The following is a 26,511-nucleotide window of genomic DNA, read 5'->3' as shown; positions in this document are numbered from 1 at the left end:
GCGCGGCGGCGGTACCGGCGATCGGCGCCACCGCCGCGCTTCCGGCGGCGGGTTCAGGCCGGCTGCGCCTCGCGCCGGCGCTCCAGCTCGCGCACCAGCGGCAGCACGCGCTGGCCGAAATATTCGACCTCCTCGTGGTAGTGCAGGAAGCCGGCCAGCACCAGGTCGACGCCGATCGACTTCAGCGCCACGATGCGCTCGGCGATCTGCTCGGGCGTGCCGATCAGGTTGGTGCGGAAGCCGTCGTTGTACTGCACCAGGTCCTCGAACTTCGAGTTGGCCCACATGCCCTGCCCCTCGGGCGCGGCCTTGCCGGCCTGCTTGACGGCGTGGCCGAAGGCGTTGACGGCCTCCACGTCGGCATGCCGGACGATCTCGTCGAGCACCGCGCGCGCCTCCTCCTCGGTATCGCGCGCGATCACGAAGGCGTTCACCCCGAAGCGCACGCGGCGCCCCTGCTCGGCCGCCGCCGCGCCGATCTCCTCGATCTGCGCGCGATGGCCCTCGAGCGTGTTGCCGTTCATGAAGTACCAGTCGGAGACGGCCGCGGCCATCCTGCGCGCCGCCGCCGAGTTGCCGCCCTGGAAGATCTCCGGATGCGGCTGCTGGATCGGCTTGGGCTTGAGCGTGTAGTCGTGGAAGCGGTAGAAGTCGCCGCGGAACGTGAAGTTGTCCTCGGTCCAGACGCCGCGCACGGCGCGGATGAATTCCTCGGAGCGGCGATAGCGCTCGTCGTGTTCGAGCCAGGGCTCGCCGATCGCGGTGAATTCGCCCTTGAACCAGCCGCTGACCACGTTGATCGCGACGCGCCCGCCGGTGAGCTGGTCGATGGTGGCGAGCTGCTTGGCCACCACCGCCGGATGCCAGGGCCCCGGCAGGATCGCGGCGATCACCTTGAGGCGCTCGGTGGCGGCCAGCAGCGCATGGCTGATCGCCACCGATTCGTGCTGGTACTCGGCGCCGTAGCCGGCCGTGAAGCGGATCTGCGACAGCGCGTAGTCGAAGCCGTTGCGCTCGGCCAGTTGCGCGAGCTTGCGGTTGTAGTCGATATCCCAGCTGGTGCGCTGCTCGATCTTGCTGACCACCAGGCCGCCGCTGACGTTGGGCACCCAGTAGGCGAATTTCAGTGTTTCCGGCTCGTGACTCATCGGCTCGTCCCTCGAATGAACAGGCGACAGGAAGCCGTGCCGGGCGCCAGGGCGCGCGGCACGGCGATGTCGTCGGGACATGCTAGGAGCCGGGCTTGATGCGGACAACCAAGGATTTCAGCTAAGGATTCCAGCGCGCGAGCGTTCAGGATCCCGGATCGGCCAGTCCCACCGCGCCGAAGCCGTAGCGCGGCAGCACGGCCTGCGCGGCCGGGCTCATCAGGTACATCGCGAAACGCCAGGCGGCCTCGTCGTGACGGCCCTCGAGCACGGTCATGCCGTAGTCGGCCTGGATCGCGAGTTCGGGCGGCAGTTCCACCTGCACGAAGGCCGGGTCCGGCTGCGTGTCGTGCGAGCTGCAATACCCGACGAACACGTCCACCACATGCGTCTGCATGAAGTATTTGACGGGGTTGGCGCCGGCCGGCACCTCGGGCGCGCTGCGCCCGCCCACCAGTTGCCGCGCCTTGGCCTCCAGCACGGCCGTGGCGCCGGCGCGCAGCGTGCCGGCCTTCTCGAACAGCAGCCAGGCGTAATCGCCGCCGGGGTCGGCCTTGGGCGTGGAGGTGCCGATCTTCACGCCGGGATCGAGCAGCTTGTCGAGCAGCTTGGCGCTGGTCAGGCCCACGTCGGGGCGCGCGCTCACGCACACGCGATTGCGCGCGAACACCACGGTCGGTCCGGCCTTGCCTTCGGCCGTGAGCCGCCGCGGATGCGCGAGGTTGGCCGAGATGAACAGGTCGGCCCTGGCGCCGCCCTCGATGCGCTCCAGCAGCAGGCCCGCCGGGCCCGTCACCAGCTTGACCGGCTGGCCGGTGGCCGCGGTGTAGTCGTGCGCGATGGTGGCCAGCGCGCCGCCGGTGCTGCCGGCCGCGAACACCGTCAGCGCCTCGGCGCCGCGCGCGGCGGGGATCGTGAAGGCCAGCAGGGCCGAGGCCGCGAGCGCGGCGGCGAGCGAGCGGGATGCGGGTCGGAATGTGAGTCGGGATGCGGGTCGGAATGGGAGTCGATGCGTGAATCGGGAAGTCATAGGTCCACCTGGATGGAAGCGCGCACGGTACGCGGCGCGCCGAGCGTGCCGGTGCCGTTGTCCGTGCTGTTGAAACCGTTCTGGCCGGTCGGGGCGATGTTGGCCCAGTACTGGCGGTTGGTCAGGTTGTCGACGGCCAGGCGCAGCACCACCTTGCGGCCCGCGATGCGGGTCTGGTAGCGGGCGCCGAGATCGAGCACGGTGTAGCCGTCGACGAAATCCGTGTCGCTGTAGTTGCCCGGCCGCCGGCTCGCGTGATTGACGTTCAGGTTGAAGGCCAGGCCCGGCACGCGCGGCACGCTGTAGTCGATGAGCGCGTTGAACACCAGCTTCGAGAGCCCGAGGATCTGCTTGTCGCTGGTGGCGGCCGAGCCGGTGTCGAACAGGCGCGGATCGAGCAGCGAGAGCCCCGCGTAGACGTGAAGATCGCGGCTCACCGCGCCGTTCGCGCTCAGCTCCAGCCCACGGTTGACCTGCTCGCCGCCATTGGCGAACACGTTGTTCGCGCCCACGTAGGCATAGGGGCGCTGGATGCGATACAGGGCCAGCCCGAGGTTCATGGTGTCGATCTCGAGCTTGTAGCCGAGCTCCCACTCGCGGCTGCGATAGGGCGCGAGGCTCTCGCCCGCGTTGGCGCTGCCGCTCGGCGCGCTGTCGCCCTGCTGCAGGCTGTCGGCGTAGGTCAGGTAGGCCGTCATGTTCGGCCGCGGCTTGTAGATCAGGCTCGCGGTCGGGCTGATGCCGCTCGCGTCGTAGCGGCTGGTGGTCGAGCCGCCGCGGTTGAAGTTGCGCACGCTGATCCAGCTCTGGCTCGCGGCCAGCAGCGCCGACCATTGCGAATTGAAGCCGATCGTGTCGCCCAGCGTCAGCGATTGCTGGATGGTGCGCACCGCGCGGAAGCGGTTCGAGAAATCGGGCAGCGGCGGCTCGGCGAAGCTGGCCGGATCGGCGAGGTTGCCGCGGCCCAGCGTGATCGCGCCGGTCTGGAACGGCGTGTAGCGGTTCCAGAAGAAACCCGTGTTCGCGATCACCAGATCGTGCGACATGCCCGCCAGCCAGGTCCGGCCGTTCAGCGCCAGGTTGTTGCTGACGATCGAATCGAGGCTGAAGGTGGTGGTGGCGGTGGTCGCCGTGTAGGCGCCGGCCGCGTTGGCCAGCGTCAAGGTCGGCACCGTCGAGGCGCGATCGCTGGTTTCGCGCAGCAGGCCCGCCGTGAGATGCCAGTCCTCGCCGAAGTCGTGCTTGAGCGTGGCGCTGTAGATGTTGGTGACGTTGTCGTCGCCGGCCCAGGTCTGGCCGTAACCCTGGCGCGTCGGATCGAGCGCGCCCGGGAACGGCACGCCGCGCGCCAGCGCGAAGGTGCCGGGGAAACCCGTGTCGAGGTAGTGATAGGTGCTGAAGTTGGTTTCCAGCCGCGTGTCGCGGTTGAAGCGCACGTCGAAGGCGAGGCTGGCCAGCTCGCGGCGCAGCCGGCTGCCGGGCGCGTAGCTCTCGCCGTTCTGGTTCAGCAGGTTGAGCCGGTAGCCGAAGGTGTCGTCCTTGCCGAAATGCCCGCCCAGATCGAGATGCTCCAGCAGCGACTGGCGCGAGGCGTAGCCGATCGTGAACTGGCGCAGCGGCGCATCGGTCGGCCGCTTGAACACGAAGTTGAAGGTGCCGGCCGGATTGGCCGGGCCATAAAGCGCGCCCGACAGCCCGCCCAGCACCTCGATGCGCTCGAATTCCTCGATCGGATAGTCGGTGGTGGCCGCCACGTTCAGGCCGTCCACGCGCGTGTTCTGCACCACGCCGGCCTGCAGGCCGCGCGTCTGCGGGCGGATGTTCTCGCCCTGCACCGAGGCAATGAAGCGGAACGCCTCGCGCACGCTTTCGAGCTGCTGGTTGGTGGCCAGCGCCGTGGGCACCACGCTGATCGAATACGGCGTGTCGAGCAGGGCCTTCTCGCCGAGCGGGCCGACGCGGATCCGCTCGACCTGGTAGGACGGCAGCGCGCTCGGCGCGGGGCCGCTGATCACGACCGGGGCGAGCAGCAGCTCGGGGTCCTGCGCATGAACGGCGAACGAAGCGCTCGCGCCGGCGCAGGCCAGCGAGAGCGCCCTGAAACGGGGGCGGCGGAGATGCATGGGGAGAGGAAGGTGTCAGCGGATCAAGTCGTTATGCTTCTAAATATATAACGAAATAATCCGCCACACCGAACACAGTTGCGCAGAGCACAGTTGCCGCCGGCACTGTGTCCCGGGGTGAGACAAACCTGTCTTCCGGAGCGCGAACGCAAGCGCGGATCGGCAGAATTCAGTCTTCTCGATTCGCGAACGGTGCAGGGCCCAAGGCGCGGCCCGGCCCGGATAAGATTCGGCTCTCGCCACCCTCGCGCCGCGCCGGCCGAATCCATCGAGGACCGGACATGAACAAGCTGCAAGCCATGGAAGTGTTTGTCCAGGTGGTGGACGCGGGCGGCTTCACCCGCGCGGCGGACAACATGAAGCTGCCCAAGGCGACCGTGTCCACCCTGATCCAGTCGCTGGAGCGCTCGCTGGCGGTCAAGCTGCTGAACCGGACCACGCGCCACGTCAGCGTCACCGTCGAAGGCGCGGTCTATTACGAACGATGCATGCGCATCCTGTCGGACGTGCGCGACGCCGAGGACGCCCTGTCCCGCAACCGCCGCGAGCCGTCGGGACGCCTGCGCGTCGACGCGCCCACCGGCCTGGCCAGCGAGGTAATCATCCCCACCCTGCCGGATTTCCTCGATCGGTATCCCGGCATCCAGCTGGAGCTGGGCTGCGGCGATCGCCCGGTGGACCTGATCGAGGAAGGCGTGGATTGCGCGATTCGCGGCGAGCGCCGCCTGCCCGATTCCAGCCTCATCGCGCGCCAGGTCGGCACCATGCACTACCTCACCTGCGCCTCGCCCGCCTATGTGAAACGCCACGGCCTGCCGGCGCATCCCGACGAGCTGGTCGATCATCGCTGCATCAGCTACTTCTCGGCGCGCACCGGGAAGGTGTTCGACTGGCACTTCGTGCGCGGCGAGGAGCGGGTCCAGGTCGCGCTGTCCAGCCGGATCGCCCTGAACGACAGCCACGCCTACACGGCGGCGGGCCTGTCGGGCCTGGGCATCGTGCAGATGGCGAGCTTCCTGATGGCGCCGATGATCGAGGACGGCCGCTTCGTCCCGGTACTGGACGGTTGGCATAACGAACCGCTGCCCGTGCACGTGGTGTATCCGCGCAATCGCCATCTCCCGGCCAAGCTGCGCGTGTTCGTCGACTGGATCGCCGAATTGTTCTCCCGCCATCCCGCCGTGTGCCACGGCAAGATGGCCCATCCTTCTCGAAGCGGCCTGCTCGCGCAGCCGTGAATCGCCCGCGGATCCGGCGATACAGCCGCCGCCGCGCGGGCGACGGCCGCGCGGCCCGGCCGCTGCGCTCACTCGACCGGCAAGCCCTCGGCTTCCCGCGACGCGCGCACGCTCGGCCGCCGTGCCATGCGCGCCATGAAGGCCTGGATATGCGCGTGGCCGGAGATGTCGATGCCCACGCGCGGCGGCCAGCACAGCACGTTGTAGAGATAGGCGTCGGCCACCGAGAATCGCTCGCCCAGCAGGTAGTCGTGCCGCGCCAGGTGCCGGTCGACGTAGGCGAAGTTCCGAGCCAGGTTGCCTTCGGCGAAGCGGGCCTTCGAGGCCTCGTCCACGAACGGTGAAAACATCACCGCCATGCCCTTGTGCAGGTCGGTCGCGACGAAATTCAGCCACGCCAGCGCCGTGTAGCGCTCCCGCGTGCCGGTGGACGGCAGCAGCGCGCGTTCGGGGCGGGCATCCGCGATCCATTGCAGGATCACGGCGCCTTCCGTGAGCACCTCGCCTTCGCCGATCTGCAAGGCGGGCACGAAGCCCTTTCGCGTCACCTTGAAATAGTCGCCCTCGGCGGTCTGCTTGGTGGCGAAGTCCACCTTCACCAGTTCGAAGGCCTGGTCGGCCTCTCGCAATGCGATCTGCGGAGCGAGCCCGCAGGAGCCGGGCGCAAAGTACAGCTTCATGATGTTTCCTTTTGTCGGGACGAGGAGTCGACATCGCCGGCCGGCAGACTGTCTTCGAAACGATCTTCGTCGGCCGCGTGCCGCGGACTCGCGATCCCGGCGGAAGAAGATTCGTCGAGGAAAATTCTATCGACGCGCGGCTTGCCCATATACGGCAGCCGCCCGAATTCATCGTTCGGATTCTTGAACAATGCCGTTCCCGGCAAGCACCTCGACCTTGTCGACGCGGCTTGCCCGGTTCAGTGGAACCGGTATGTGGGATTGGCGGGATCGAACGCCGAATCGTCGAAGTCCCGCGGCGTGATCGTCTCGAACACCACCTGCTCGAAGAGGCGGCCGTCGTTGTCATAGGATTCGGCGGTCCGGAACCACGGATGCCGCAGATCGAGCCCCAGCGTTTCCTTCTTCGCGTAGTACTCGGGCTGGCCGGTCGGCGTTTCGTAGGTGAACGCGACGACGCGCACGCCGTCGATGGTCTTCACCTCGATGCGCGCCGGATGCTGGCCTCCCGCCTCCCCGAGCTTCGCGCCCTCGGCCAGGAACTGGCCCGCGATGAAGGCCGTGCCGATATCGCGCACCTGATGGCGCGACTGCGTGCGCGCCAGCGCGCCGTTCAACGAGGCCCACACGGGCAGCACGTTCAGCAAGCCGCCGAGATGGCCATACAACTGGTCGCGGCGGCGCGACTCGTCGTAGATGATTTCCTGCCCGGCATGCGCGCCGTCGGGCAGCCATTTCGCGTAGATCCGCAGCGGCTTGCTGCTCAAACGCACCAGCATGTGATCGGGCCGGCTCGGCCAGGTGCCGTGGATGCGCTCCTGGCGCCGCATCGTGAATTCGTACGAGGCATAGGCGTTGGGCCCTTGCTCGATGTAGCGCGGCACCGTGGACGCGTCGAGCGACTGGAACAGCGCGAGCAGGGCCGCGTCGTCGAGCTTTTCCAGCGCGCCCGTTTCGGCCGCGCGACGCAGCCAGCGCACCTGCCGATCGAGCGGCAGCGCACCGACCTGCGCCGGCGAAACATCGGGCTGCCCGGCGGGCGCGGCGGTCTCGCTCGCCGCCGCGCTCGACACCTCGCTCGCCGCTTCGCCGTGCGCGAGCGGCGGCGACATGCATGCCGCGATCGCCAGCCACGCGGCGATCCTCAGGAAGGCGGGCAAGCTCATCGCGGGCTCCCGCCGCGCGGACGCGACATCACGGATCAATGCCGACCGCCGCCATGGAAGCTGCTGCCTGCGTGGAAGCCGCCGCCATGGAAACCGCCGCCGTGATGGAACCCGTTGTGAAAACCGCCGTATCCGCCGAAGTGACCGTGCTCGACATGGTGGAAGTGGTGGACGAACACGAACGAGCCGCCGAAGCCGAAGGTCCAGGGCCCGTAGAACCAGGGGTCGTAATACGGGAAGACCGCGTAATCCGCGTAGGCGGGCAGGACCGCGGCATCCCCATCGATCGCCGCATCCGGCTGCTGGATCCGCCAACTGCCGTCGGGCTGGCGACATGCCAGGCCGGTCAGGTTCTGCGTGGCGCCGTCGATCACCGCGCTGGTGTTGACGCTCCGGCAAACGGGAGGCGCCGCCGCTCCCGCCGTGCCGAGCGAGGGATCCGCCAGGGAGGATGGCGAGGCAACCGGCGTGGTGCAGGCCGCGCAGCTGGCGAGCACGATGCCGAGTCCAATGAGAGTACGCATGATTTCGTCCTGTTCGACGGGCGGGTGGCGGGACGCGGAGCATCGCGCCGACACCTTGAAGACGCCATCGGTACGCCTGGCAGGACACATCGCCGAGGCCGGGTACGCGTGGAAGACGTCGCGCGTCGGCGGGATGGCAATGTGTGCCTGCCCTACCAGAACAGTTTGTCGATCGGCGCTATTCCATCTTTCAGGTCGGGTTTGTTACGCAGGATTCCAGGATCGCGCGGCAGGCTCTGCCGCGGTGCAGCAGGCGCCGGGCTGTCGGCGCCTCCCCGCGCGCCGGGGCCCGCGATGCCTCGACGACATAAAACCCGGCGCCGGGACCTTGCATGAATCGCGACGGCCACGCGTGACCTTGCCGATGACGCATCGGTGCCCATCGGCTCGCACCCGGCACGGCACGGCGAAGGATCCCCGATTCATCCCGCCCTTCATTGCCTCGCCTTCCTTACATTCCGGGTACAAGACAGCGCAATGAAGTTCGACCGGATCGACGTCAACATCCCGCACGCGCTTCAGCGGGACGCCCACGCCGAGGCTGGCCGGATTCGGGCACGCCATCCTCGGCCGAGAGGAGGTGTCGGCGTGCTGCCCGATGACGGGCGCGTTCGACTACGTGGGTGGGGCGCGAGCGACATCGCGAAAAACTCGCGATGCACGCGGATTCACCGTGGCAAAACAGGTGGAATTGGTAAGGTGGAACCGGCAGCAGGTCCGCGGGAAGGCGACGAGAAGGCGGCGGGGGAAGAACGCCGCCCCACCGCCCCTGCCACGGCCGGTCCTCGGTCTCAGGCCGGCCCGGAAACCAGCAAGGCGCCGGCCTGGTCCGTCGTGCTTCCCGAGCCGAGATACAGCTCGCGACAGGTCCGCACGATCGCCGCGAACGAGGCAGAGTCCGTCAGCATCGCGAAATGATCGACGGCCGGCGTGGCGTGATGGTGCCACGCCGGCAGGTGCCGCTGCCAGCGACTCGCGCAATCCTTGTCGGCGAAGTAGCGATTCGTCCACTCCACCATCGGGCCGCTGAAACGCGCGGGATCGAAATAGACCTGCGGATGGCGTCGTGCGAAGTAATGCACGACCGGCTGGCCCGGATGCGGCAGGTCGGCGGGCAGGTAGGTCCGCGCCGCCGTCTCGTTGGCGCGTGCCACCCGGTGATGGCGCTCGATCAGCTGGCCCAGCGCCTGCGGCGTATAGGGCAAGCCCCGGTCGATGCCGGCGCGGACCAGGGCCGGCAGCAACTCGGCCGGGTCGATGCCGGGCCGGTGCACCTCGGCCAGGTCGGAAAAATCGCCGAGCCCGTTCATCAGCAGCAGGTTCACGTAGACGATCGCCAGCCGCAGGCTGTCGGTATCGTCATCGTCCTTCAGGGCCATGTCGCCATAGGCATAGGGCGTGTCGACCATCACCAGGCTTTCGACGCGTCGGCCCGCCAGCTGCAGTTGCCGCGTGACCTCGTAGGCCAGCAGGCCGCCCTGGGAATAACCGCCGAGCCGAAACGCCCGGCTCTCGTCGGGCTGCCGCGCGAGCAGCCGCCGCGTGTAGAGCGCGGCCATCTCGCCCAGGTCGGCCAGCGGCGCATCCTCGCCGCGCAGGCCGCGCGACTGGAAGGCATGGAACGGCACCTCGTCCCCGATCGCCCGCGCCAGGCCGAGATAAGCCTGCACGGTGCCCATCGAACCGTGGAACCACACCGCGGGCGATCGCCTGCCGCGCGACTGCAGGATCTCGAACACCGGATCGCGCTGGGTCGGCGTGTCCGAAACGCGCTCGCCGGCCAACACGCGGTCGCGCAGTTCGCCGAGCGTGACGCATCGCGCGAGATCGTCGAGCGTCAGGGCCACGCCGAAACGGCGCTCGATCGCCTCGACCAGTTGCATCATCAGCAGCGAATCGATGCCGAGCGCGGCCAGCGGCCGGGTGGCATCCAGGCCCGCGCCCCCGTGCTTCGAGAAGCCGGCGACGAGCGCCAGTACCGGATCGGCCGCCGCTTCGTCCGCGCCGATGGCCCGTGCCTCATCGCGGCCGTGCGCGAACGGATAGGTCGGCAGCCCCGCGAGACGCCTCGGCCGGCCGCCTCGATGCAGCACCGCATCGTCCGTGCGCAGCCCCTCGCACCAGTCCCGCGCCTGGCCAGACAGCGCCGATGCCTTCGAGAGCGCCGCGCTTCCCGCTTCCTCCATCCCCTCGTCCGCCACCTCGCCGGCATAGACGCCCTTGCCTGCCAACGCGGCGCCCTCCGCGCCTTCCAGATACGCGTCCAGCGCCGCCATCAGCCCCGAGCGTCCCTCCTCCGATCCTCCCGCCCCCACCACCATCGCCAGCCGATAACGCATCGCCTCCCGCCCCACGTCCAGCGTCAGCGACAAGGCGTCCAGCTCCACCTCCGCCCCGGCCTCGCCGCCCAGCCAGGCGCGCAGGCGACGCGCCGATTCCCGCAGCGCACCCGATTCCCGCGCCGACAGCTTCACCAGCCACTCCCGCCTCGTCTCCTTCCCAACCGCGCCCGACGCCGCCTCCGGCGCCTCCTCGATCACCACGCACGCATTCGTCCCGCTCATCCCCGTCGCGCTCACCAGACCGCAGCGCGCCACCCCCGCCCGCTTCGGCCACGGCTGCGCCCCGGCACCCAGGCTCAGCGCCCCATCGCCGATCCGCAGATCCGGGTTCGCCACCTCGTGGTTCGCGATGCCCAGCCGAAGCCCGTGCCGCAGCGACGCGCACATCGCGATCACGTTCACCACCCCCGACGCCGCGAAGGTATGCCCGATCTGCGGCTTCACCGAGCCCAGCACCCGCGTCTGCGTCCCCTCATTCAGCCCCTCATTCAGCCCCTCATTCAGCCCTTCACCCAGCCCCTCACCCAGCGCCTCGCACAACGCCCGCGCCTCGATCGGATCCCCCAGCGGCGAACCCACGCTGTGCGCCAGCACCGCCTCGATCCGCTCCGCCTCGATCCCGCCCCGCTCCAGCACCTCGCTGATCAGCGCGCGTTGCGAACGCGCGCTCGGCGCCGTGATGCCGTTGGTGCGACCGTCGTAGTTCACTCCGCTCGCGCGAATCACCCCGTGGATCGGGTCGCCGTCCGCCTGCGCGCGCGCCAGGTCCTTCAGCACCACCGCCGCCACCGCCTCGCCCGGCACCATGCCGTCCGCGCGCGCGTCGAACGCATGGCACTCGCCGCTTGACGACAGCATCCCGCCCTGCGTCAGCGCCACGTAGGTGAGCGGCGAATTCAGCACGTTCACGCCGCCGGCCAGCGCCAGCTCGCATTCGCCGCGCTGCACGCTCTGGCAGGCCGTGTGCACCGCCACCAGCCCCGACGAGCAGGCCGTGTTGATCGCCAGGTTCGGCCCCTTCAGGTCCAGCACGTACGAGATCCGCGCCGCCAGGATGCCGTTGTGGTGGCTGGTCGCCAGGCCGTCGGCCGCCTCGCCCGGCACGCCTTCCTCCACCCCGATGAACACCCCGCAGCGGCTGCCGCGCAGCCGCTCGCCCGCGTAGCCGGCATCCTCGAAGGCCCGCCAGGCTTCCTCCAGGATCAGCCGCTGGCGCGGGTCCATCCACTGCGCCTCGCGCGGCGAGATCTCGAAGAACAGCGGGTCGAAGCCGTCCAGCCCCTCGATGAAGGCGCCTCGATGGGTGGCGATGCGATTGGACGCCTCGCCCGGACCGCTGAAGTACGGCCGCCAGTCCCAGCGCGAGGCCGGTACTTCGCCGATCGCCCGGCGTCCCGAGCGCAGCAGCTCCCAGAGCTCGCCCGCGTCGTTCGCCCCCGCCGTGCGCACCGAAACGCCGATGATCGCCACCCCGCCCTGATCCGGCGGCGCCGGCACGGGCCGCATCGCAGCCGCCGTCGCGGGCGCGGCCATGGCCGTGGTCACCGCCGGCAGCGCCCGCGACGGCGCGTCCGGCCCGCTGCCGACGGCCTCGTCATCCGAGCAGGCCAGCGCAAGCGGATGCGAGTCGCGCAGATGCGCGGCCAGTCTGGCAACCGTGCTGTAGTCGAAGAACACGGCCGGCGTCAGGTCGATGGCGAGTTCCCGCCCAAGCCAGCGCGCCAGCTGGGCCAGGCCGACCGAATCGAAGCCGATATCGGCGAACTGCGCGCCGTCGCGCACACGCTCGGGCGGCAGCTTCAGGATCGCCTCGATGCCGGCCTTCACGATCTCGACGGCACGCGGCATCAGTGCGGCCGGATCGATCTCGGCGGCGACGCGAGGCGGCGCTGGCCGGGATGCCGGTGCCCCCCAATCGGCATCGAGCACGGCGTAGCCGCGACAGACATGATCGAGCGCGCGTTCGAGGCGAGCCCGATCGCCGGCGAGAACGAGGTCTTGCGCCGGCCCCGCGACGAGCAGCCGCTCCCAGGCGGCCAGCCCTTCGTCGCGTTCCAGGAAACGCTGCCCGCTGCTGCGCAGGTACAGGTCGACGCCCTCGGACTCGACTGCCCCCATGCCGCCGTCGCGCCACAGCGGCCAGGCCGGCGACACCGTGCGCCCCGCACGCTCGCCCGCCGCCACGCGCGCATTCCGATGCGCGGCAAAAGCCAGTTGATAGCGGTTCGCCCCCGCGTAATCCCCCGCGCCACCATCGCCCAGCACGGCCGACGACGAGGAGAAGCAGCAGAAGAAATCGAGCGCCTCGCTCGCCGTCGCCTGGTCGAGCGCCCGCGTGCCCGCCACCTTAGGCGACACCACGGCCTCGAGCTGCGAGGCCGTGCGCTCGAGCAGGCTGCCGCGCGACTCCACGCCGGCCGCGTGGATCACGCCGTGCAGCCCCTGCCAGCGCGCGCGAAGCCCGGCGACGATCTCCGACAGCGCGTGCGAATCGGCGACGTCAACGGCGTGGTAGACCGCGTCGCTGGCCCCGAGCTCGCGCAATTGGGCGAGCAGCGCGTCGGTCGAGGCATCGGGCTGGCGCCGCCCAAGCACGGCCAGCCGCGCGTGATAGCGGCGCGCGAGATGGGTCGCGAGCAAGCGCCCCAGGCCGCCCGCGCCGCCCGTGATTAGATAGGCACCGCGCTCGCGCAGGCCCGCGGCACGAGCGCCGCTCGCCGGGGTGGCCGCATCGACGGGCACCGCGCGCCAGCTCAGCCGCTCGCGCCCCGCCGCCCCGTATCGCAGCACCTCGCCGCTCGCGCGCCACTCCGCGGCGATCTCGGTGGCGCCGGGCGACATGCCGTCGCCGAACAGCGCAAGGGTGCCGACCTGCGGCATCGACAAGCGCAGCGAGCGGATCAGGCCGATCACCGCCTGATCGTCGCAGCTCGACAGATCGGTGCCCCATTTGCCCAGCACCACGAGCCGCCGCAAGGGCGCGCCTTCGGCGGCCGCGGCCCGCAGCAGCGCATGCAGGGCCGCCAGCCTGGGCTGCCCGACCTGCCAGCCATAGACGATGCCGAGCGGCGCCGCCTCGTGCTCCTGCGCCAGGGCGGCGAACAGGCGACGCAGCGCGGCTTCGTCGGTACCGGCCAGCATGTGGTGGTCCGCGGCCAGCCGTGCCTCGCGCTCGCCCAGGCTCACGCGGATCACCTCGACAGGCTCGCCGCGCGCCGCGAACGCCGAGGTCAGCGCGTCGTCGCCGTCGAGCCGCGCGGTGAAATGGAGTAGCCGGCGCACCCCGTCGGGCGGCGTGCCGCCTGCCGCGGTAGCGGCGACCGGCGCCGCCACCCAGGTCTCCTCGTAGTCGAGCAGCGGCATGGCCTGGTCAGCGCTCGCGCTGGCCAGGGCATCCGCATCAGCGGGTGAGCCGGCATGCGCTTCGTGTCCGGGCGATCCGGCTGCATCGCGCCGCGCGGCACGCCCACCACCGCCGCCTCGCGGATCCGGATCGAGCGGGCCCTCGTGTTGGCCGACCGGCAGCCAATACCGCTCGCCTGCGAACGGGTAGAGCGGCAGGCCGACCGGGCGCCGCGCGCACGCCGCGTGAAGCGGCGTCCAGTCGATCTCGAGCCCGGCAACCCATAGTTCGAGCAGATGCGACAGCTTGCGTTGCGCGAGCCACTGGCGAACCGCGGCCTCGAAGGTATCGTCGCGCGAGAGCAATGCGAGCGCGCTGTTGCCGGTGCTCGTGTCGCCCTCGAACACGGCCGCTTCGGCGCGATGGCCGGCCAGCCAGGCATCGAGGCGCTCGATGGCGTCGTCCAGGGTCTTCGCCACCAGGGCGAGCCGATGCTCGAAGGCTTCACGGCCCACCTGCAGCGTGTAGGCGATATCGGCCAGGTCCGCATCCGACCAACTACCCTCGCGCAGCGCGGCGAGCAGGCGTTCGGCCGCCTCCCGCAATTGCCCCTCGCTCTTGGCCGACAGCACCAGCGCCGACGGCTCCGCCTCACCGCCGCTTGCCGGCCGCTCCCGCCGGTCCCGATATTCCTCCACGATCAGGTGCGCGTTCGACCCGCCCGCTCCGAACGACGAGATCGCCGCGATGCGCGGGCGCTCGCGCCGCTCGCCCGCTTCCTCGCGCACCGGCCGCGGCCACGCCGACAGCGCCGTCTGCAACCGGAACGGCGTGCGACCGAAATCGATGTGCGGATTCGGCCGCTGCGCGTGCAGGCTCGGCACCAGCTCCCCGTGACGCATCTGCAGCAGCACCTTGGTCAACCCGGCGATCCCCGCCGCGCTCTCCGCGTGCCCGATGTTCGACTTCGCCGAGCCGATCGCGCAGCTCGACCCTCCCGTATCGCCATACGCCTGCGACAGCCCCGCGATCTCGATCGGATCGCCCAGCTCCGTGCCCGTGCCGTGCGCCTCCACGTAACCGATGTCGCGTGCCTCGATCCCCGACTTCGCCAGCGCCGATACGATCAGCTCCCGCTGCGCCCCCGGATTCGGCACCGTGTAGCCGTTGGTCTTGCCGCCGTGATTGATCGCGCTCGCCCGGATCACGCCGTGGATCCGATCGCCATCCGCCTCGGCCGCACTCAAGCGCTTGAGCAGCACCGCGCCCACGCCCTCGCCCGGCACCATCCCGTCGCCGCCCTCGCCGAAGCTGCGGCACCGCCCTCGCGGCGACAGCATGCGGCTCAGGCACAGCATCACGTAGCTGCTCGGGTGCAGGTACAAGTTGACCCCGCCCGCGATCGCCAGCTCGCACTCGTCGCGCAGCAGGTGCTCGCAGGCTTCGTGGATCGCCGTCAGCGACGACGAGCACATCGTGTCGATCGGCAGGCTCGGGCCGTGCAGGTTCAGGAAGTACGACACGCGGTTCGCCACCGAGCTGAACGAGGTGCGAGGAAACGCCGGCACGCCGCGCCGCCACAGCTCGGGGCCGTGCAGCTCGAAACCGGTCTTGGTGATCCCCGCGAACACGCCCACCCGCCCGCCATGACGACGCGCCAGCGAATCGCGCGTGTATCCCGCATCCTCGATCACGTGCCAGCAGGTCTGCATGAACAGCCGTTCCTGCGGGTCGATCCCCTCCGCCTCGCGCGGCGACAGGTTGAAGAACAGCGGATCGAAATCCGCGAAGCCTTCGATGAAGCCACCCCACTTGCTGTAGCTGAGCCCCTCGGACACCGCCCGCTCGACGTCCTCGCAATAGAAGCCGTCGAGCGACCAGCGTTCGGCCGGGATCTCGGTGACGCAGTCGCGTCCCTCGCGCAGGTTCTCCCAGTACGCGTTCAGGTCCGGCGCTTGCGGGTAGCGGCCCGCCAGGCCAATGATCGCGATGCCTTCGCGCCGAGGAGCCTCGCGGCCGGGCGCCTGCGTCTCGGTGGTCGCGGTCGCCGGCATCGCGGCGCGGCGCGAACGCCGCCGTCCGCGCGCGACGGCCACCGGACGCGCCTGCACGGCAGGCGGCACGGCGGCCGCGCTCAGCGCCGCCGGCACAGCCAACGCAGCCGCCGAAGTTTCGGCGCGGAACCCCGTCAAGCGGCACAGCGCATCACGCCGCGTGGCCAGCAGGTGGTCGACCAGGCCGATGATGGTCCGGTATTCGAAGAACACCGTGCTGGTGATGCCGGGGAAGCTGTCCTTGATCGCGTCGGTCAACTGCACTACCAGGATCGAATCGATCCCGTAACGCTCGAACGGCTCGGCCACGTCGATCCGTTGCGGAGGCAGTTTCAGCGTGCGGCCGACCAGCTCGCGCAGCCGTTCGATGCCGGCCTCGCGCAGGCGCGCATCCGTGGACGGCCCGGCGGCGCCATCGGCAGCGGCCGCCGGCGCGACCGGCACCCTGCTCGCCGCCGGCTCGCCGGAGGCGACCGGCTTGCCACGGGTGGCCGGCACGGCCATCGACGCCGGCTCGGCGCCGCGTGCCGGCTCGATCGCGCCGGCCGCCTGCCGCGTCGGTGCCACGGCCGCCTCGCGCACGATGGCGTCGCCATGCGCGACGATGATCCGCTGCCCGATCTCGACCGTTTGCGCGGGCAGGGTGACCACCTCGACGAACCCCGTCTCGGCGAGCGCGCGACACCAGCCCTCCACGCCGAGCGCCGGCGTGCCGGGCAGGCGCAGCTCGGCATCCTCGTAGCGCCACCAGCCCTCGAGCAGGCCGAAGCTCAGATGCGCGAACAGGCTGAACGCCGTGATCTCGTTGAGCAGCAACAGGCCGCCGGGTGCCAGCGCGGCCTTCGCATGCGCAAGCGTGTCGCGGATGTCCCGGGTCGCATGCAGCACGTTCGCCGCGATCACCACCTGGTAGGTACCGATCTCGATGCCCTGCGCGCGCGGCGCTTGTTCGACATCGAAGATCCGGCAGTCGAGATACGGCGCCCGCGCGGCATAGTGCTCGCGCGCATGCATCAGGAACGCCTGCGACATGTCGGTGTAGGTGTAGGCCGCGATCCGCTCGCGATACGGCGCCAGCGCCTCGAATACGCCCCGGCTGGTCCCGCCCGTTCCCGCGCCGATCTCCAGGATGCGGATCGGGCCCGACGGATCGCGCGCCAGCAGGGCCTCGACGTGGCGCACCAGATGTCCGGTCAGCAGCGCGTTGAAGTGATCGGCTGCCGCGTTGTTCTTGTAGATGTCCTCGACCAGCGCCATCGACGCGTTCGGGAACATCACGTCGGTCGCGCGCGTGGTGCCGCCGAGGATGGCCGGCAGCGCGCGCAGCATGGTATCGACCAGCCGTACCTGGGCACGCAGGTCGGGGTTGGCGAGCCAGCCGGGCAAGCCCGCCTCCCAGCTCGCCCAGGCCTCGGCGAGCCGTCGCGCCCGCGCGGCGCGATCGGCGGCCGGCGCGGCGAGGCCGCGCAGCGCCAGGGTATCGAGGCTCGCCCGCAACCAGCGCGCATCGACGCCGAGGCGCGTGTCGGCCGCGGCCCCGGCGACGGAATCGGCCGCGACGGACAGCAGGCCCGCGTCGTCGAGCACGGCGGCCAGCAGCGTGCCGAGCCCGTCATCGACGCGCCGGAATTCGCTCGTCGAGGCATTCTCGACCGGCGGCGCGGCCGCCTCGTCGCCGGGCAGCGCCGCGCGCACCGAGGCGGTAACACCCGGCACCAGGCCGCGCAGCGTGGCGGGTGCCGCGCCGGTCCAGCGCCGCGCCTCGTCGTGCGTGAGCCTGAGCAGACCGAGCCGCTCGAACGGCCCGCCGAGCAGGCGCTCCAGCGCGAGCATCGCGTCGTCGGCGTCGATGGCCCGCACGCCGGCCAGTTCGACGCGATTGCGGTATGCCTGCGGCACCGCGCCCGCGGCACCGACCTCGCCCCACCAGCCCCAGTTCACCACCTTCACCGGATACGGGCGAGCCTGGTTCAGGCGCTCCGCCAGCGCGTCCTTGAACACGCAGCCGGCCGCATAACCGCTCTTGCCGGCATCGCGCGAAAACGCGTTGAGCCCGGAAAAGAACAGCATGAAGTCGAGCTGTGCATCGGCGAACAGGTCGGCCAGGTTGATGCTGATCTCGGTCTTCGCGGCCAGGACCTCGGCGAAATGCTCGGGCGTGGTGCCGGCCAGGCTCTCGTCGAACAGGCCCACCGCCGAGTGGATCACGCCGTGGATCACCGGATGCCGCGCGCGCAGCTCGGCCAGGGCAGGCGCCAGCGCGTCGCGCCGCGTCGCATCGGCCCGCAGGTATCGCGGACGCGGGCCGAGCGCGGCCAGCCGGTCCAGCCGGGCCGTGATCGCCGCGTCCTCCGGGCGCCGGCCGAGCCAGACGAGCTGCGCGCGGTGCCGCAGGATCAACTGCTCGCTGAGCACTTCGCCGATCCCGCCGGCACCGCCGACGATCAGGTACACACCGCCCTCGCGAAACACCGGCCGCCGGGGCGCCGGACACTCGCAGCGGGCCAGCGCCTGCCGGTACCAGGCGCCATGCCGCCAGGCGTGGCTGGCGCCCGCCTGGGCGCCGGGCCAGCGGCGCGGCGCGGGCAGCGCCTGCGGGTTGCTGCCCGGCTCGATGTCGGCGACCGTGACCGTCCATTTCGGATACTCGTTCGCCAGGGCGCCGACCAGGCCGTGCACGCCCGCGTGGGCCGGATCGATGCGCTCGCGCGGGATCACCGGCAGCGCGCCGGACGTGATCGCGACGAAGCGCAGCGGCCGAGCATCGCAGCCCAGCATCAGCAGCGCCTTGATCAGACGCAGGCAAGCCAGCACGCCGCGCGTCTGGGCCTCGCGCAGACGCCGCGCGTCGAGCGCGCCCGCGTCCGTCGCGGCCGCATCGGGGGCGACCCAGATCACTTCGGCGATGGCCGCCGAGCCGCGCAGTTGCGCGGCCAGTGCCTCGACACTGGCACCATGGGGATCGACGAGACGGCGCGGCGCGGCCGAGGCGGCGGCCATGCCGAGCGCCGCCATGTCGGCACTGGCGGCCAGCCAGGTCTCGCCCGCGAGACGCGGCGAGGCGGCCGGCTCGGGCAAGGCCCGCAGGCGCTCCCAGGTCGGCGCGAGCAGCAGGGCCGTATCGCCGCGCGCCGAGTCGGCGGTCGTCGCGCCGGCATCGAGCACGCGCGCGCTGACGCCCGACAGCCGCGCCTGGATGCGGCCGGCGTCGTCGCACAGGTCGATGTCGTAGCGGCGCACCGCGGCGTCGCGATCGGTGGTGCGACGCACGGCGGCCCACATCCGCGCGCCGCAGGCGCCGAGCAGGTCGATCCGGTCGATCGCGAACAGCAGCATGGGACGGGCCGGCGCCGCCTCGTCGGCCGCGGCACCCAGCTCGACGCAGGCGCAGCCCTGCAGCGCGCCGTCGAGCAAGGCCGGATGCAGCAGGTAGCGATGCAGGTCGGCAAGCCGGGCTTCGCTCAAGGCCAGTTCGAGCAGCGCCTGGCCGTGTCCCACCTCGGCATGCACGATGGTGCGGAACGAGCTGCCGTAGGCGATGCCGCTCGCGTCGAACACGGCATAACACTGGTCGGGACTCAGGCGCAGCCGCGCGCACTGGGCCCGCAGCGCATCGAGATCGAGCGCGGCGGGCGCGGACCTTTCCGGATCGTCGAGCCAGCCGATCTCGCCGCGACAGAACACGGGGGCCTCGCCGGCCTCGGGCGTGTCGCCCTCGACCTCGAAGGCGATCGCGCCGTGCTCGTCCTCGTCGAGCCACAGATGCACGCTGACCGGCGCGGTCTCGACCGCGACCGGCTTCAGCCAGGTCAGGCCCCGCAGCGTGACGGCCAGCGGCGCCAGCAGGTCGGCCTCGCTCGACGCACACCACGCCGCGCGCGCCATCTCCACGTAGGCCGAACCCGGAAGCAGGCGCATGCCGTCGACGACATGTTCGCGCAGGAAGAATTCCTCGCCGTCGAACTCGCTGCTGAAGCGCTGGCCGTCGAAGTTCGAGGTATTGCGATGCAGCAGCGGATGCAGGACGACGAACGGCTTGTCCCGCGTCACGCTCGCCGGCTTCGGTTCGAGGGCGAGCCAGAGCCGCTCGCTCGCGAACGGATAAGTGGGCAGCGGCACGCGCCGGCGCCCGCGGCCGTCGTGCAGGCGCCCCCAGTCGAGGTCGACGCCCTTGACCCACAAATCGAGCAGGCGAGGATATTTGCGCTTGTCGAACCAGGAGTCGAGCGTGCCACGCAGATCGTCATCGGCGGCGAACGCGTCCAGCGTGTCCTTGCTGTCCTTGTGGCGGCGGATATCGTCGAGATGGCGTTCGCCTTCGGAATCGATGCCGCGCACGAAGCGGTCGAGTTCGTCGATGGCTTCGGCGATCGAGCCGGCCACCAGGGCGAGCCGATGCTCGAAGGCTTCACGGCCCACCTGCAGCGTGTAGGCGATATCGGCCAGGTCCGCATCCGACCAACTACCCTCGCGCAGCGCGGCGAGCAGGCGTTCGGCCACCTCCCGCAATTGCCCCTCGCTCTTGGCCGACAGCACCAGCGCCGACGGCTCCCCCTCACCGCCACTTGCCGGTTGCTCCCGCAGGTCCCGATATTCCTCCACGATCAGGTGCGCATTCGCACCGCCCGCTCCGAACGACGAGATCGCCGCGATGCGCGGGCGCTCGCGTCGCTCGCCCGCTTCCTCGCACACCGGCCGCGGCCACGCCGACAGCGCCGTCTGCAACCGGAACGGCGTGCGACCGAAATCGATGTGCGGATTCGGCCGCTGCGCGTGCAGGCTCGGCACCAGCTCCCCGTGACGCATCTGCAGCAGCACCTTGGTCAACCCGGCGATCCCCGCCGCGCTCTCCGCGTGCCCGATGTTCGACTTCGCCGAGCCGATCGCGCAGCTCGACCCTCCCGTATCGCCATACGCCTGCGACAGCCCCGCGATCTCGATCGGATCGCCCAGCTCCGTGCCCGTGCCGTGCGCCTCCACGTAACCGATGTCGCGTGCCTCGATCCCCGACTTCGCCAGCGCCGATACGATCAGCTCCCGCTGCGCCCCCGGATTCGGCACCGTGTAGCCGTTGGTCTTGCCGCCGTGATTGATCGCGCTCGCCCGGATCACGCCGTGGATCCGATCGCCATCCGCCTCGGCCGCACTCAAGCGCTTGAGCAGCACCGCGCCCACGCCCTCGCCCGGCACCATCCCGTCGCCGCCCTCGCCGAAGCTGCGGCACCGCCCTCGCGGCGACAGCATGCGGCTCAGGCACAGCATCACGTAGCTGCTCGGGTGCAGGTACAGGTTGACCCCGCCCGCGATCGCCAGCTCGCACTCGTCGCGCAGCAGGTGCTCGCAGGCTTCGTGGATCGCCGTCAGCGACGACGAGCACATCGTGTCGATCGGCAGGCTCGGGCCGTGCAGGTTCAGGAAGTACGACACGCGGTTCGCCACCGAGCTGAACGAGGTGCGAGGAAACGCCGGCACGCCGCGCCGCCACAGCTCGGGGCCGTGCAGCTCGAAACCGGTCTTGGTGATCCCCGCGAACACGCCCACCCGCCCGCCATGACGACGCGCCAGCGAATCGCGCGTGTATCCCGCATCCTCGATCACGTGCCAGCAGGTCTGCATGAACAGCCGTTCCTGCGGGTCGATCCCCTCCGCCTCGCGCGGCGACAGGTTGAAGAACAGCGGATCGAAATCCGCGAAGCCTTCGATGAAGCCACCCCACTTGCTGTAGCTGAGCCCCTCGGACACCGCCCGCTCGACGTCCTCGCAATAGAAGCCGTCAAGCGACCAGCGTTCGGCCGGGATCTCGGTGATGCAGTCGCGTCCCTCGCGCAGGTTCTCCCAGTACGCGTTCAGGTCCGGCGCTTGCGGGTAGCGGCCCGCCAGCCCGATGATCGCGATGCCCTCGCGAGGGCGTGCTTCGGCTGCAAGCGTCGGCGCCGGCTTGCGCGCCTCGACGGCCAGTTTGTCCCTCGGCCTGGGCTCGGCAGCGGCCGCAGCCGCCGCGCGAACCGGGCCCACCCAGCCCAGGCACGCCGCCGCGTGATGCTCGCTCAGGTAACCCGCCAATCCGGCGAGCGTCGGATATTCGAACCACAAGGTCTTCGGGATCGCCTCGAAGGTCTTCTCCAGCTCGCGGTTCAAGCGCGTGATCAGCACCGAATCGATGCCGTAGCTTTCGAGCGCTTCCTCGCTGTCGATGCGCGATACCGGCAGTTGCGTCACCGACGCGAACAGCACCTTCAGACGCTGCACGACGCGTTCGCGCCATTGCGCGTCCACCTCGTGCCCCGGTTCTCGCGCGGCAAGCGCGGCAACCGGCTCGGTCGCCGCCAGATCCAGGCCCAGGCCCGCCGGCTCGCCGCCGAGCACCACCGCGCACGGCCGCCCAGACGTCACCGCCTGCGACAGCAGCCGCATTCCCGGCTCCGTGCCCAGCCCCGGCCATCCCGCCTCCCGCAGCGCCCGCTCCGCCTCCTCGCCCAGCCGCATGCCGCCTTCGGCCCACCACGGCCACGCCACCGATACCGACGCGCCACGCCTCAGCCCCGCTTCCACCAGGCTCGCCCGGTAGCGCGCGAATCCGTCCTCGAACGCGTTCGCCGCCGCGTAATCGCCCTGCCCCACATTGCCCCATACGCCGGCGATCGACGAGAACAGCACGAAGCAGTCCAGGTCCAGTTGCGCGCTCGCCGCGTCCAGGTTCACCGTGCCCGCCACCTTCGGCGCCAGCACCGCGTCGAGGCTCGCCGCTGTCTTGCGCAGGGCATAGGCGTCGTCGATCAGGCCCGCCGCGTGCAGCACGCCGTGCAAGGCGCCCTCGCGCGCCACGATATCCGCCAACGCGGCATGCACCGCCGGCGCATCCGTCACGTCCAGCGATACGTAGCGCACGCTGCCGCCGCTCACTACCGCACGCGCGTGCAGTGCCCCGATCACTTCGTCCGTCTCGGCCGAGGCCGCGCGCCGCCCGGCCAACACGAGCTTCACGCCCTGTACCGTCGCCGCCAGACGGCCCGCCAGCAGCCGACCCAGCCCGCCCACGCCGCCCGTGATCAGGTACACGCCGCCCTCGCGCCACGGCGAGGATGGTGCTTCCGTCTCAGGCCAGGCGCGCAACGTCAGCACCTCGCGTACACCATCGGCCCGATAGCGAATCTCGCGATCGCCGTGACGGCGCGCATCGTCGTCCAGTCGTTGCGCGAGCACGGCCGGCGCGACATCCACCGGCATCCGGATCGCCTGGCCCGACAGCAGCGGATTTTCTCGAGCGAGGCTCTTGATCAAGGCAATCACGCCGTCCAGCGCGGCGCCCTCGGCCTGCCCGCCGAACCGCACGAGCTGCACCCGCAGCGGCGTGCGCGGATGCGTGGCCAGCCATTCACGCAGCAACGCGAATACCTGCCCGACCTGCGCCGTGTAGCGCCGAGCGAGCGAGTGACGCGCGCTCGACGCGTCGCTGTCGGCGAGTGCGATCACGCGCGTCGATGCCTCTTCAGGCACGATCACGCGCGCGGCCTCGCCTTCCACCAGGATCCAGCGTGCCGCCGGCGCCTCCAAGGCTGGCGCCGCCGGCCCGGCCAACCAGACCGGCTCCAGCATCCGTGCCGATGACAGCGAAGGCCCGGCCTCGCCGGCGGCATCCGCCGCCTCCGCCAAACCCGCCGCGTGCGCCGAATCAACCCACTCAGCCTTCTTCTCCACTTCGGCCGCGGGCGAGACCACCGCCGCATCCAGCGCCCCACCCTCGCCCTCCCCGTCCTCCGCGAGCGGCGCAGCCCAATAAGGCTCGCGCGCGAACGGATACGTCGGCAGATCCGCGAGCAGCGGCCGCTCTCCCGGATACAGGGCCTGCCAATCGCAACGCATGCCTTCGACCCAGCGCCGCGCCAGCTCGCGCAAGCCGCCTTCACGGCCCGTCTCGTCGAGCAGGGCTCGCACCGCCTGCGCATCGAGCACGGCGCCCGGTCGCTTCACCTGGCCGAGCAGCAGCCCGTGGTCGCCGTCGTCGGCGCCTTCCCGCTGCGCCCATCGCGCCAATCGATGCGCGGCGTCGGCGGCATCGCGCGCCACCAGCGCAACACGTTGCGACATCGCCTCGCGGCCCGTCTGCAGGGTGCAGGCGACGGCCTCGAGATCGCAGGCCGGATTGGCGGCGAGCCAGCCGGCCACGCGCGCGGCATGGGTGCGCAACCGCTCGGGCGTGCGTGCCGACAGCACCAGCAGTTGCGGCGCGTCGGCAGCCGCGCGCGCCGCGCGCGCATCGTGGTGGCTCTCCAGCACCAGGTGGGCATTGGTGCCGCTGAAGCCGAACGAACTGACCGCCGCGCGAAGCACGCCGCCGGGCGCGGGCGTCCACGGCAGCGCCTCGGTATTGACGAAGAACGGACTCGTCTCGAAATCGATATGGCGATTCGGCACCTCGTAGTTCAGCAAGGCGGGCAGCAGCCGATGCCGCATCGCCATCAGCACCTTCACGACGCCGGTCACGCCGGCCGCCGTGACGGTGTGGCCGACATTGGTCTTGACCGAACCGATCGCGCAATAGCCGCGGCGCTCGGTATGGCGACGAAACGCGTCGGTCAGCGCGCGCATCTCGATCGGATCGCCGAGCGAGGTGCCGGTGCCGTGCGCCTCGACGTACTGGATGCCGTCCGGATCGATGCCGAAGCGCGCATACACGTCGGTCTGCAACTGCTGCTGCGCGAGCGCGCTCGGCGCCGTGATGCCGTTGGTGGCGCCGTCCTGGTTGATGCCGCTGCCCACGATCACGCCGTGGATCCGGTCGCCGTCGGCACGGGCCTCGTCGAGCCGCTTGAGCACCAGCACCGCGACGGCCTCGCCCGACACCATGCCGTTGGCGCGATCGTCGAAGGTATGGCACTTGCCGTCGGCGGCCAGCATCTGCGCATTGCCGGCGGCCGCGCCGAAATGCGGCGTGGCCTGCAGGAACGCGCCGCCGGCCAGGATCAGGTCGGTCTCGTGGTTGCGCAGGCTCTCGCATCCGAGGTGGATCGCGACCAGCGAGCTCGAACAGGCCGTGTCGATCGTCACCGCCGGCCCCTTCAGGTTCAGGAAATACGCCACGCGCGCCGGCAGGATCGAGGGCGCCGTGCCCCAGAACGAATGGCCGACCTCGTCCTCGCGCACGTAGCTGCCGTACTTGCTGTCGGCCGCGCCTGCATAGACGCCGGTGCGGCTGCCGTCGAGCCGCGCGGGCGTCAATCCCGCATCCTCCAGGGCGCGCCAGCTCTCCTCGAGGAACAGGCGCTGCTGCGGGTCCATGTGGCGCGCCTCGACCCCCGAGATATTGAAGAACAGCGGATCGAACGCCTCGATCGCCTCGAGGTGGCTGCTCCAGCCGCGATGCGCGAGCTTGCCCGCCTCGCCCGCCTCCAGCGAGCGGAACAGCGCGGCGCGCTCCGGCGGCAGCGGGCCGATCAGGCTCACGCCGTCGGCCACGCAGCGCCAGAACGCATCGATGTCGCCGGCCGCGCCGAAACGTCCGGACATGCCGATGATCGCGATCGGCGCATCGCGCGAGACGGCCTGCGCGGCCGGGCTCGAGAATTCCGCCGCGGTGGCCGTAGCCGCCGCCGCGCCCGGCGCCGGTGCGAACGCGCGTGCCGCGAGCGGCTTGGGCGTGGCGCGCTCGGGCGTATGCGGCCCCGCCACGCCGACCACCACCTTGCCGATGTTGCGGCGATCCTCGATGTAGCGATAGGCGTCCGCGAGCCGGGAAAAATCGAAGCGCTGGCCGATCGGCACGTTCACCACGCCGCGCGCGGCGAATTCGAACAGCTCCTCGCCCAGCCCTTGCGCATACGAGGGCAGGTCGAGCAGCAGCTTGCGCAGGTCGAGGCTGTGAAAGCTCTGGTTGTTCGAGAGCCGGCTCAGGTCGATGTTGCGCGCCGACTTCAGCCCCGTCATCGCGATCTCGACGTAGCGGCCGCGCGGGCTCAGGCAATTCAGGCCCTTCTGGATGTAGTCGCCGGCCAGCGCGTTGAGCACCACGTCGACGCCGCGTCCGCCGGTCAGGCGCATCACCTCCGCCTCGAAATCCTGCTCGACGTAATGGATCGTGTGATGCACGCCCATCGCGCGCAGATAGTCGAGCTTGGCCGCCGCGCTGGCCGTCGCGATCACCGTGGCGCCGGCATGCAGCGCGAGCTGCACGGCCACCAGGCCGGTGCCGCCGGTAGCGCTCTGGATCAGGATCGTCTCGCCCGCGGCCAGGCGCATGCGCCGGAACGCCTCCACCACCGTCAGGCCGACCGTCAGCAGCGAGGCCGCCTGCTCGTAGTCGAGGAACGGCGGCTTGTCGACCAGTTGCGCCTCGTCGGCGACGATCACGCTCGACTGGATGCCGAGCAGCGGGCTCGCCGTGACGATCACCGGGTCGCCCGGCGCAAAGCGCTGCACGCGCTCGCCCACCGCCCGCACCACGCCGGCCGCCTCGAAGCCGGGCGTAAACGGATAGGCCGGCATGGTCGGATACAGTCCCTTCAGGCACAGCAGATCGCCGAAATTCAGCGAGAACGCCACCGTGTCGACCAGCACCTCGCTACCGCCAGGGGGCGCGAGCCAGGTCTCGACCACGCGCATGTCGTCGATCGAGCCGGGGCCGTCGACCATCACCCGCCGGCACGGCACGGCGCCGGCCGCGAGCCGCTCGTCGTGCGTAGCCGCCTGCGCGCCCTCGTCCTCGCGCAGGCGCGCGTATTCCCGCTTCAGTTCCGCCTCCGACATCCGACCCGCCTGGTACTGCTGCAAAAGCGTCACGATTTGTCGTTTCACGCTGCAATCTCCGGATTCGATGAAATACCGCGCCGACGCGCCGCGCGAGCGGCGGCCGGGCGGTGGATGGCC

Annotated in this window: 9 protein-coding genes; 1 reads left to right on the top strand and 8 read right to left on the bottom strand. The window is 70.6% G+C overall.

The genetic code is table 11. From position 1 onward, the window contains the following. Positions 1-53: 53 nt before the first annotated feature. From sfnG to BM43_RS03280, 3 genes are all read right to left on the bottom strand, one after another. Positions 54-1,148 carry a dimethylsulfone monooxygenase SfnG gene (gene sfnG / locus BM43_RS03290; RefSeq protein WP_013689691.1) on the bottom strand — a complete coding sequence of 365 codons (1,095 nt, stop codon included), beginning with the start codon at positions 1,146-1,148 and terminating at the stop codon, positions 54-56. Positions 1,149-1,293: 145 nt separating this feature from the next. Beyond that, positions 1,294-2,178, bottom strand: coding sequence for a molybdate ABC transporter substrate-binding protein (gene modA / locus BM43_RS03285; protein ID WP_080742263.1), 885 nt, complete (start codon positions 2,176-2,178; stop codon positions 1,294-1,296). After that, positions 2,175-4,301, bottom strand: a complete 2,127-nt coding sequence (locus BM43_RS03280; protein WP_036056876.1) for a TonB-dependent receptor — start codon at positions 4,299-4,301, stop codon at positions 2,175-2,177. The genes modA and BM43_RS03280 overlap by 4 nt, the downstream gene beginning before the upstream one ends. A 281-nt stretch (positions 4,302-4,582) precedes the next feature. On the opposite strand from BM43_RS03280, the gene BM43_RS03275 reads away from it, so the two are divergent. Next, entirely contained in the window at positions 4,583-5,539 is a 957-nt protein-coding gene (locus BM43_RS03275; RefSeq protein ID WP_036056877.1) for a LysR family transcriptional regulator, read from the top strand. Between the two features lie 68 nt (positions 5,540-5,607). Here BM43_RS03275 and gstA read toward each other — a convergent pair whose 3' ends face one another. The 5 genes from gstA to BM43_RS40125 all read right to left on the bottom strand — a co-directional run bounded on the left by gstA (position 5,608) and on the right by BM43_RS40125 (position 26,439). Continuing rightward, entirely contained in the window at positions 5,608-6,219 is a 612-nt protein-coding gene (gene gstA, locus BM43_RS03270) for a glutathione transferase GstA (RefSeq protein ID WP_036056878.1), read from the bottom strand. Continuing rightward, positions 6,216-6,410 carry a hypothetical protein gene (locus tag BM43_RS40130; protein WP_144417622.1) on the bottom strand — a complete coding sequence of 65 codons (195 nt, stop codon included), beginning with the start codon at positions 6,408-6,410 and terminating at the stop codon, positions 6,216-6,218. The genes gstA and BM43_RS40130 overlap by 4 nt, the downstream gene beginning before the upstream one ends. Positions 6,411-6,458: 48 nt before the next feature. Then, positions 6,459-7,385 (bottom strand): DUF1571 domain-containing protein, encoded by a 927-nt coding sequence (locus tag BM43_RS03265; protein ID WP_036056880.1) that lies wholly within the window; start codon positions 7,383-7,385, stop codon positions 6,459-6,461. 35 nt (positions 7,386-7,420) lie between these two features. Further along, entirely contained in the window at positions 7,421-7,909 is a 489-nt protein-coding gene (locus tag BM43_RS03260; protein ID WP_042286520.1) for a hypothetical protein, read from the bottom strand. Between the two features lie 791 nt (positions 7,910-8,700). Continuing rightward, positions 8,701-26,439, bottom strand: a complete 17,739-nt coding sequence (locus BM43_RS40125; protein WP_144417621.1) for an SDR family NAD(P)-dependent oxidoreductase — start codon at positions 26,437-26,439, stop codon at positions 8,701-8,703. Positions 26,440-26,511: the final 72 nt, after the last annotated feature.

It is taken from the genome of Burkholderia gladioli, assembly GCF_000959725.1.
Lineage (GTDB): Bacteria > Pseudomonadota > Gammaproteobacteria > Burkholderiales > Burkholderiaceae > Burkholderia > Burkholderia gladioli.
Note: the sequence above shows the minus strand (reverse complement) of the source record. Positions and strands in the feature narration are given on the sequence as shown.

Excerpts from the sequence above, each read along its gene's own strand:
- sfnG (WP_013689691.1), bottom strand. The coding sequence starts at position 1,148 with ATGAGTCACGAGCCGGAAACACTGAAATTCGCCTACTGGGTGCCCAAC.
- modA (WP_080742263.1), bottom strand. The coding sequence starts at position 2,178 with ATGACTTCCCGATTCACGCATCGACTCCCATTCCGACCCGCATCCCGA.
- BM43_RS03280 (WP_036056876.1), bottom strand. The coding sequence starts at position 4,301 with ATGCATCTCCGCCGCCCCCGTTTCAGGGCGCTCTCGCTGGCCTGCGCC.
- BM43_RS03275 (WP_036056877.1), top strand. The coding sequence starts at position 4,583 with ATGAACAAGCTGCAAGCCATGGAAGTGTTTGTCCAGGTGGTGGACGCG.
- gstA (WP_036056878.1), bottom strand. The coding sequence starts at position 6,219 with ATGAAGCTGTACTTTGCGCCCGGCTCCTGCGGGCTCGCTCCGCAGATC.
- BM43_RS03265 (WP_036056880.1), bottom strand. The coding sequence starts at position 7,385 with ATGAGCTTGCCCGCCTTCCTGAGGATCGCCGCGTGGCTGGCGATCGCG.
- BM43_RS03260 (WP_042286520.1), bottom strand. The coding sequence starts at position 7,909 with ATGCGTACTCTCATTGGACTCGGCATCGTGCTCGCCAGCTGCGCGGCC.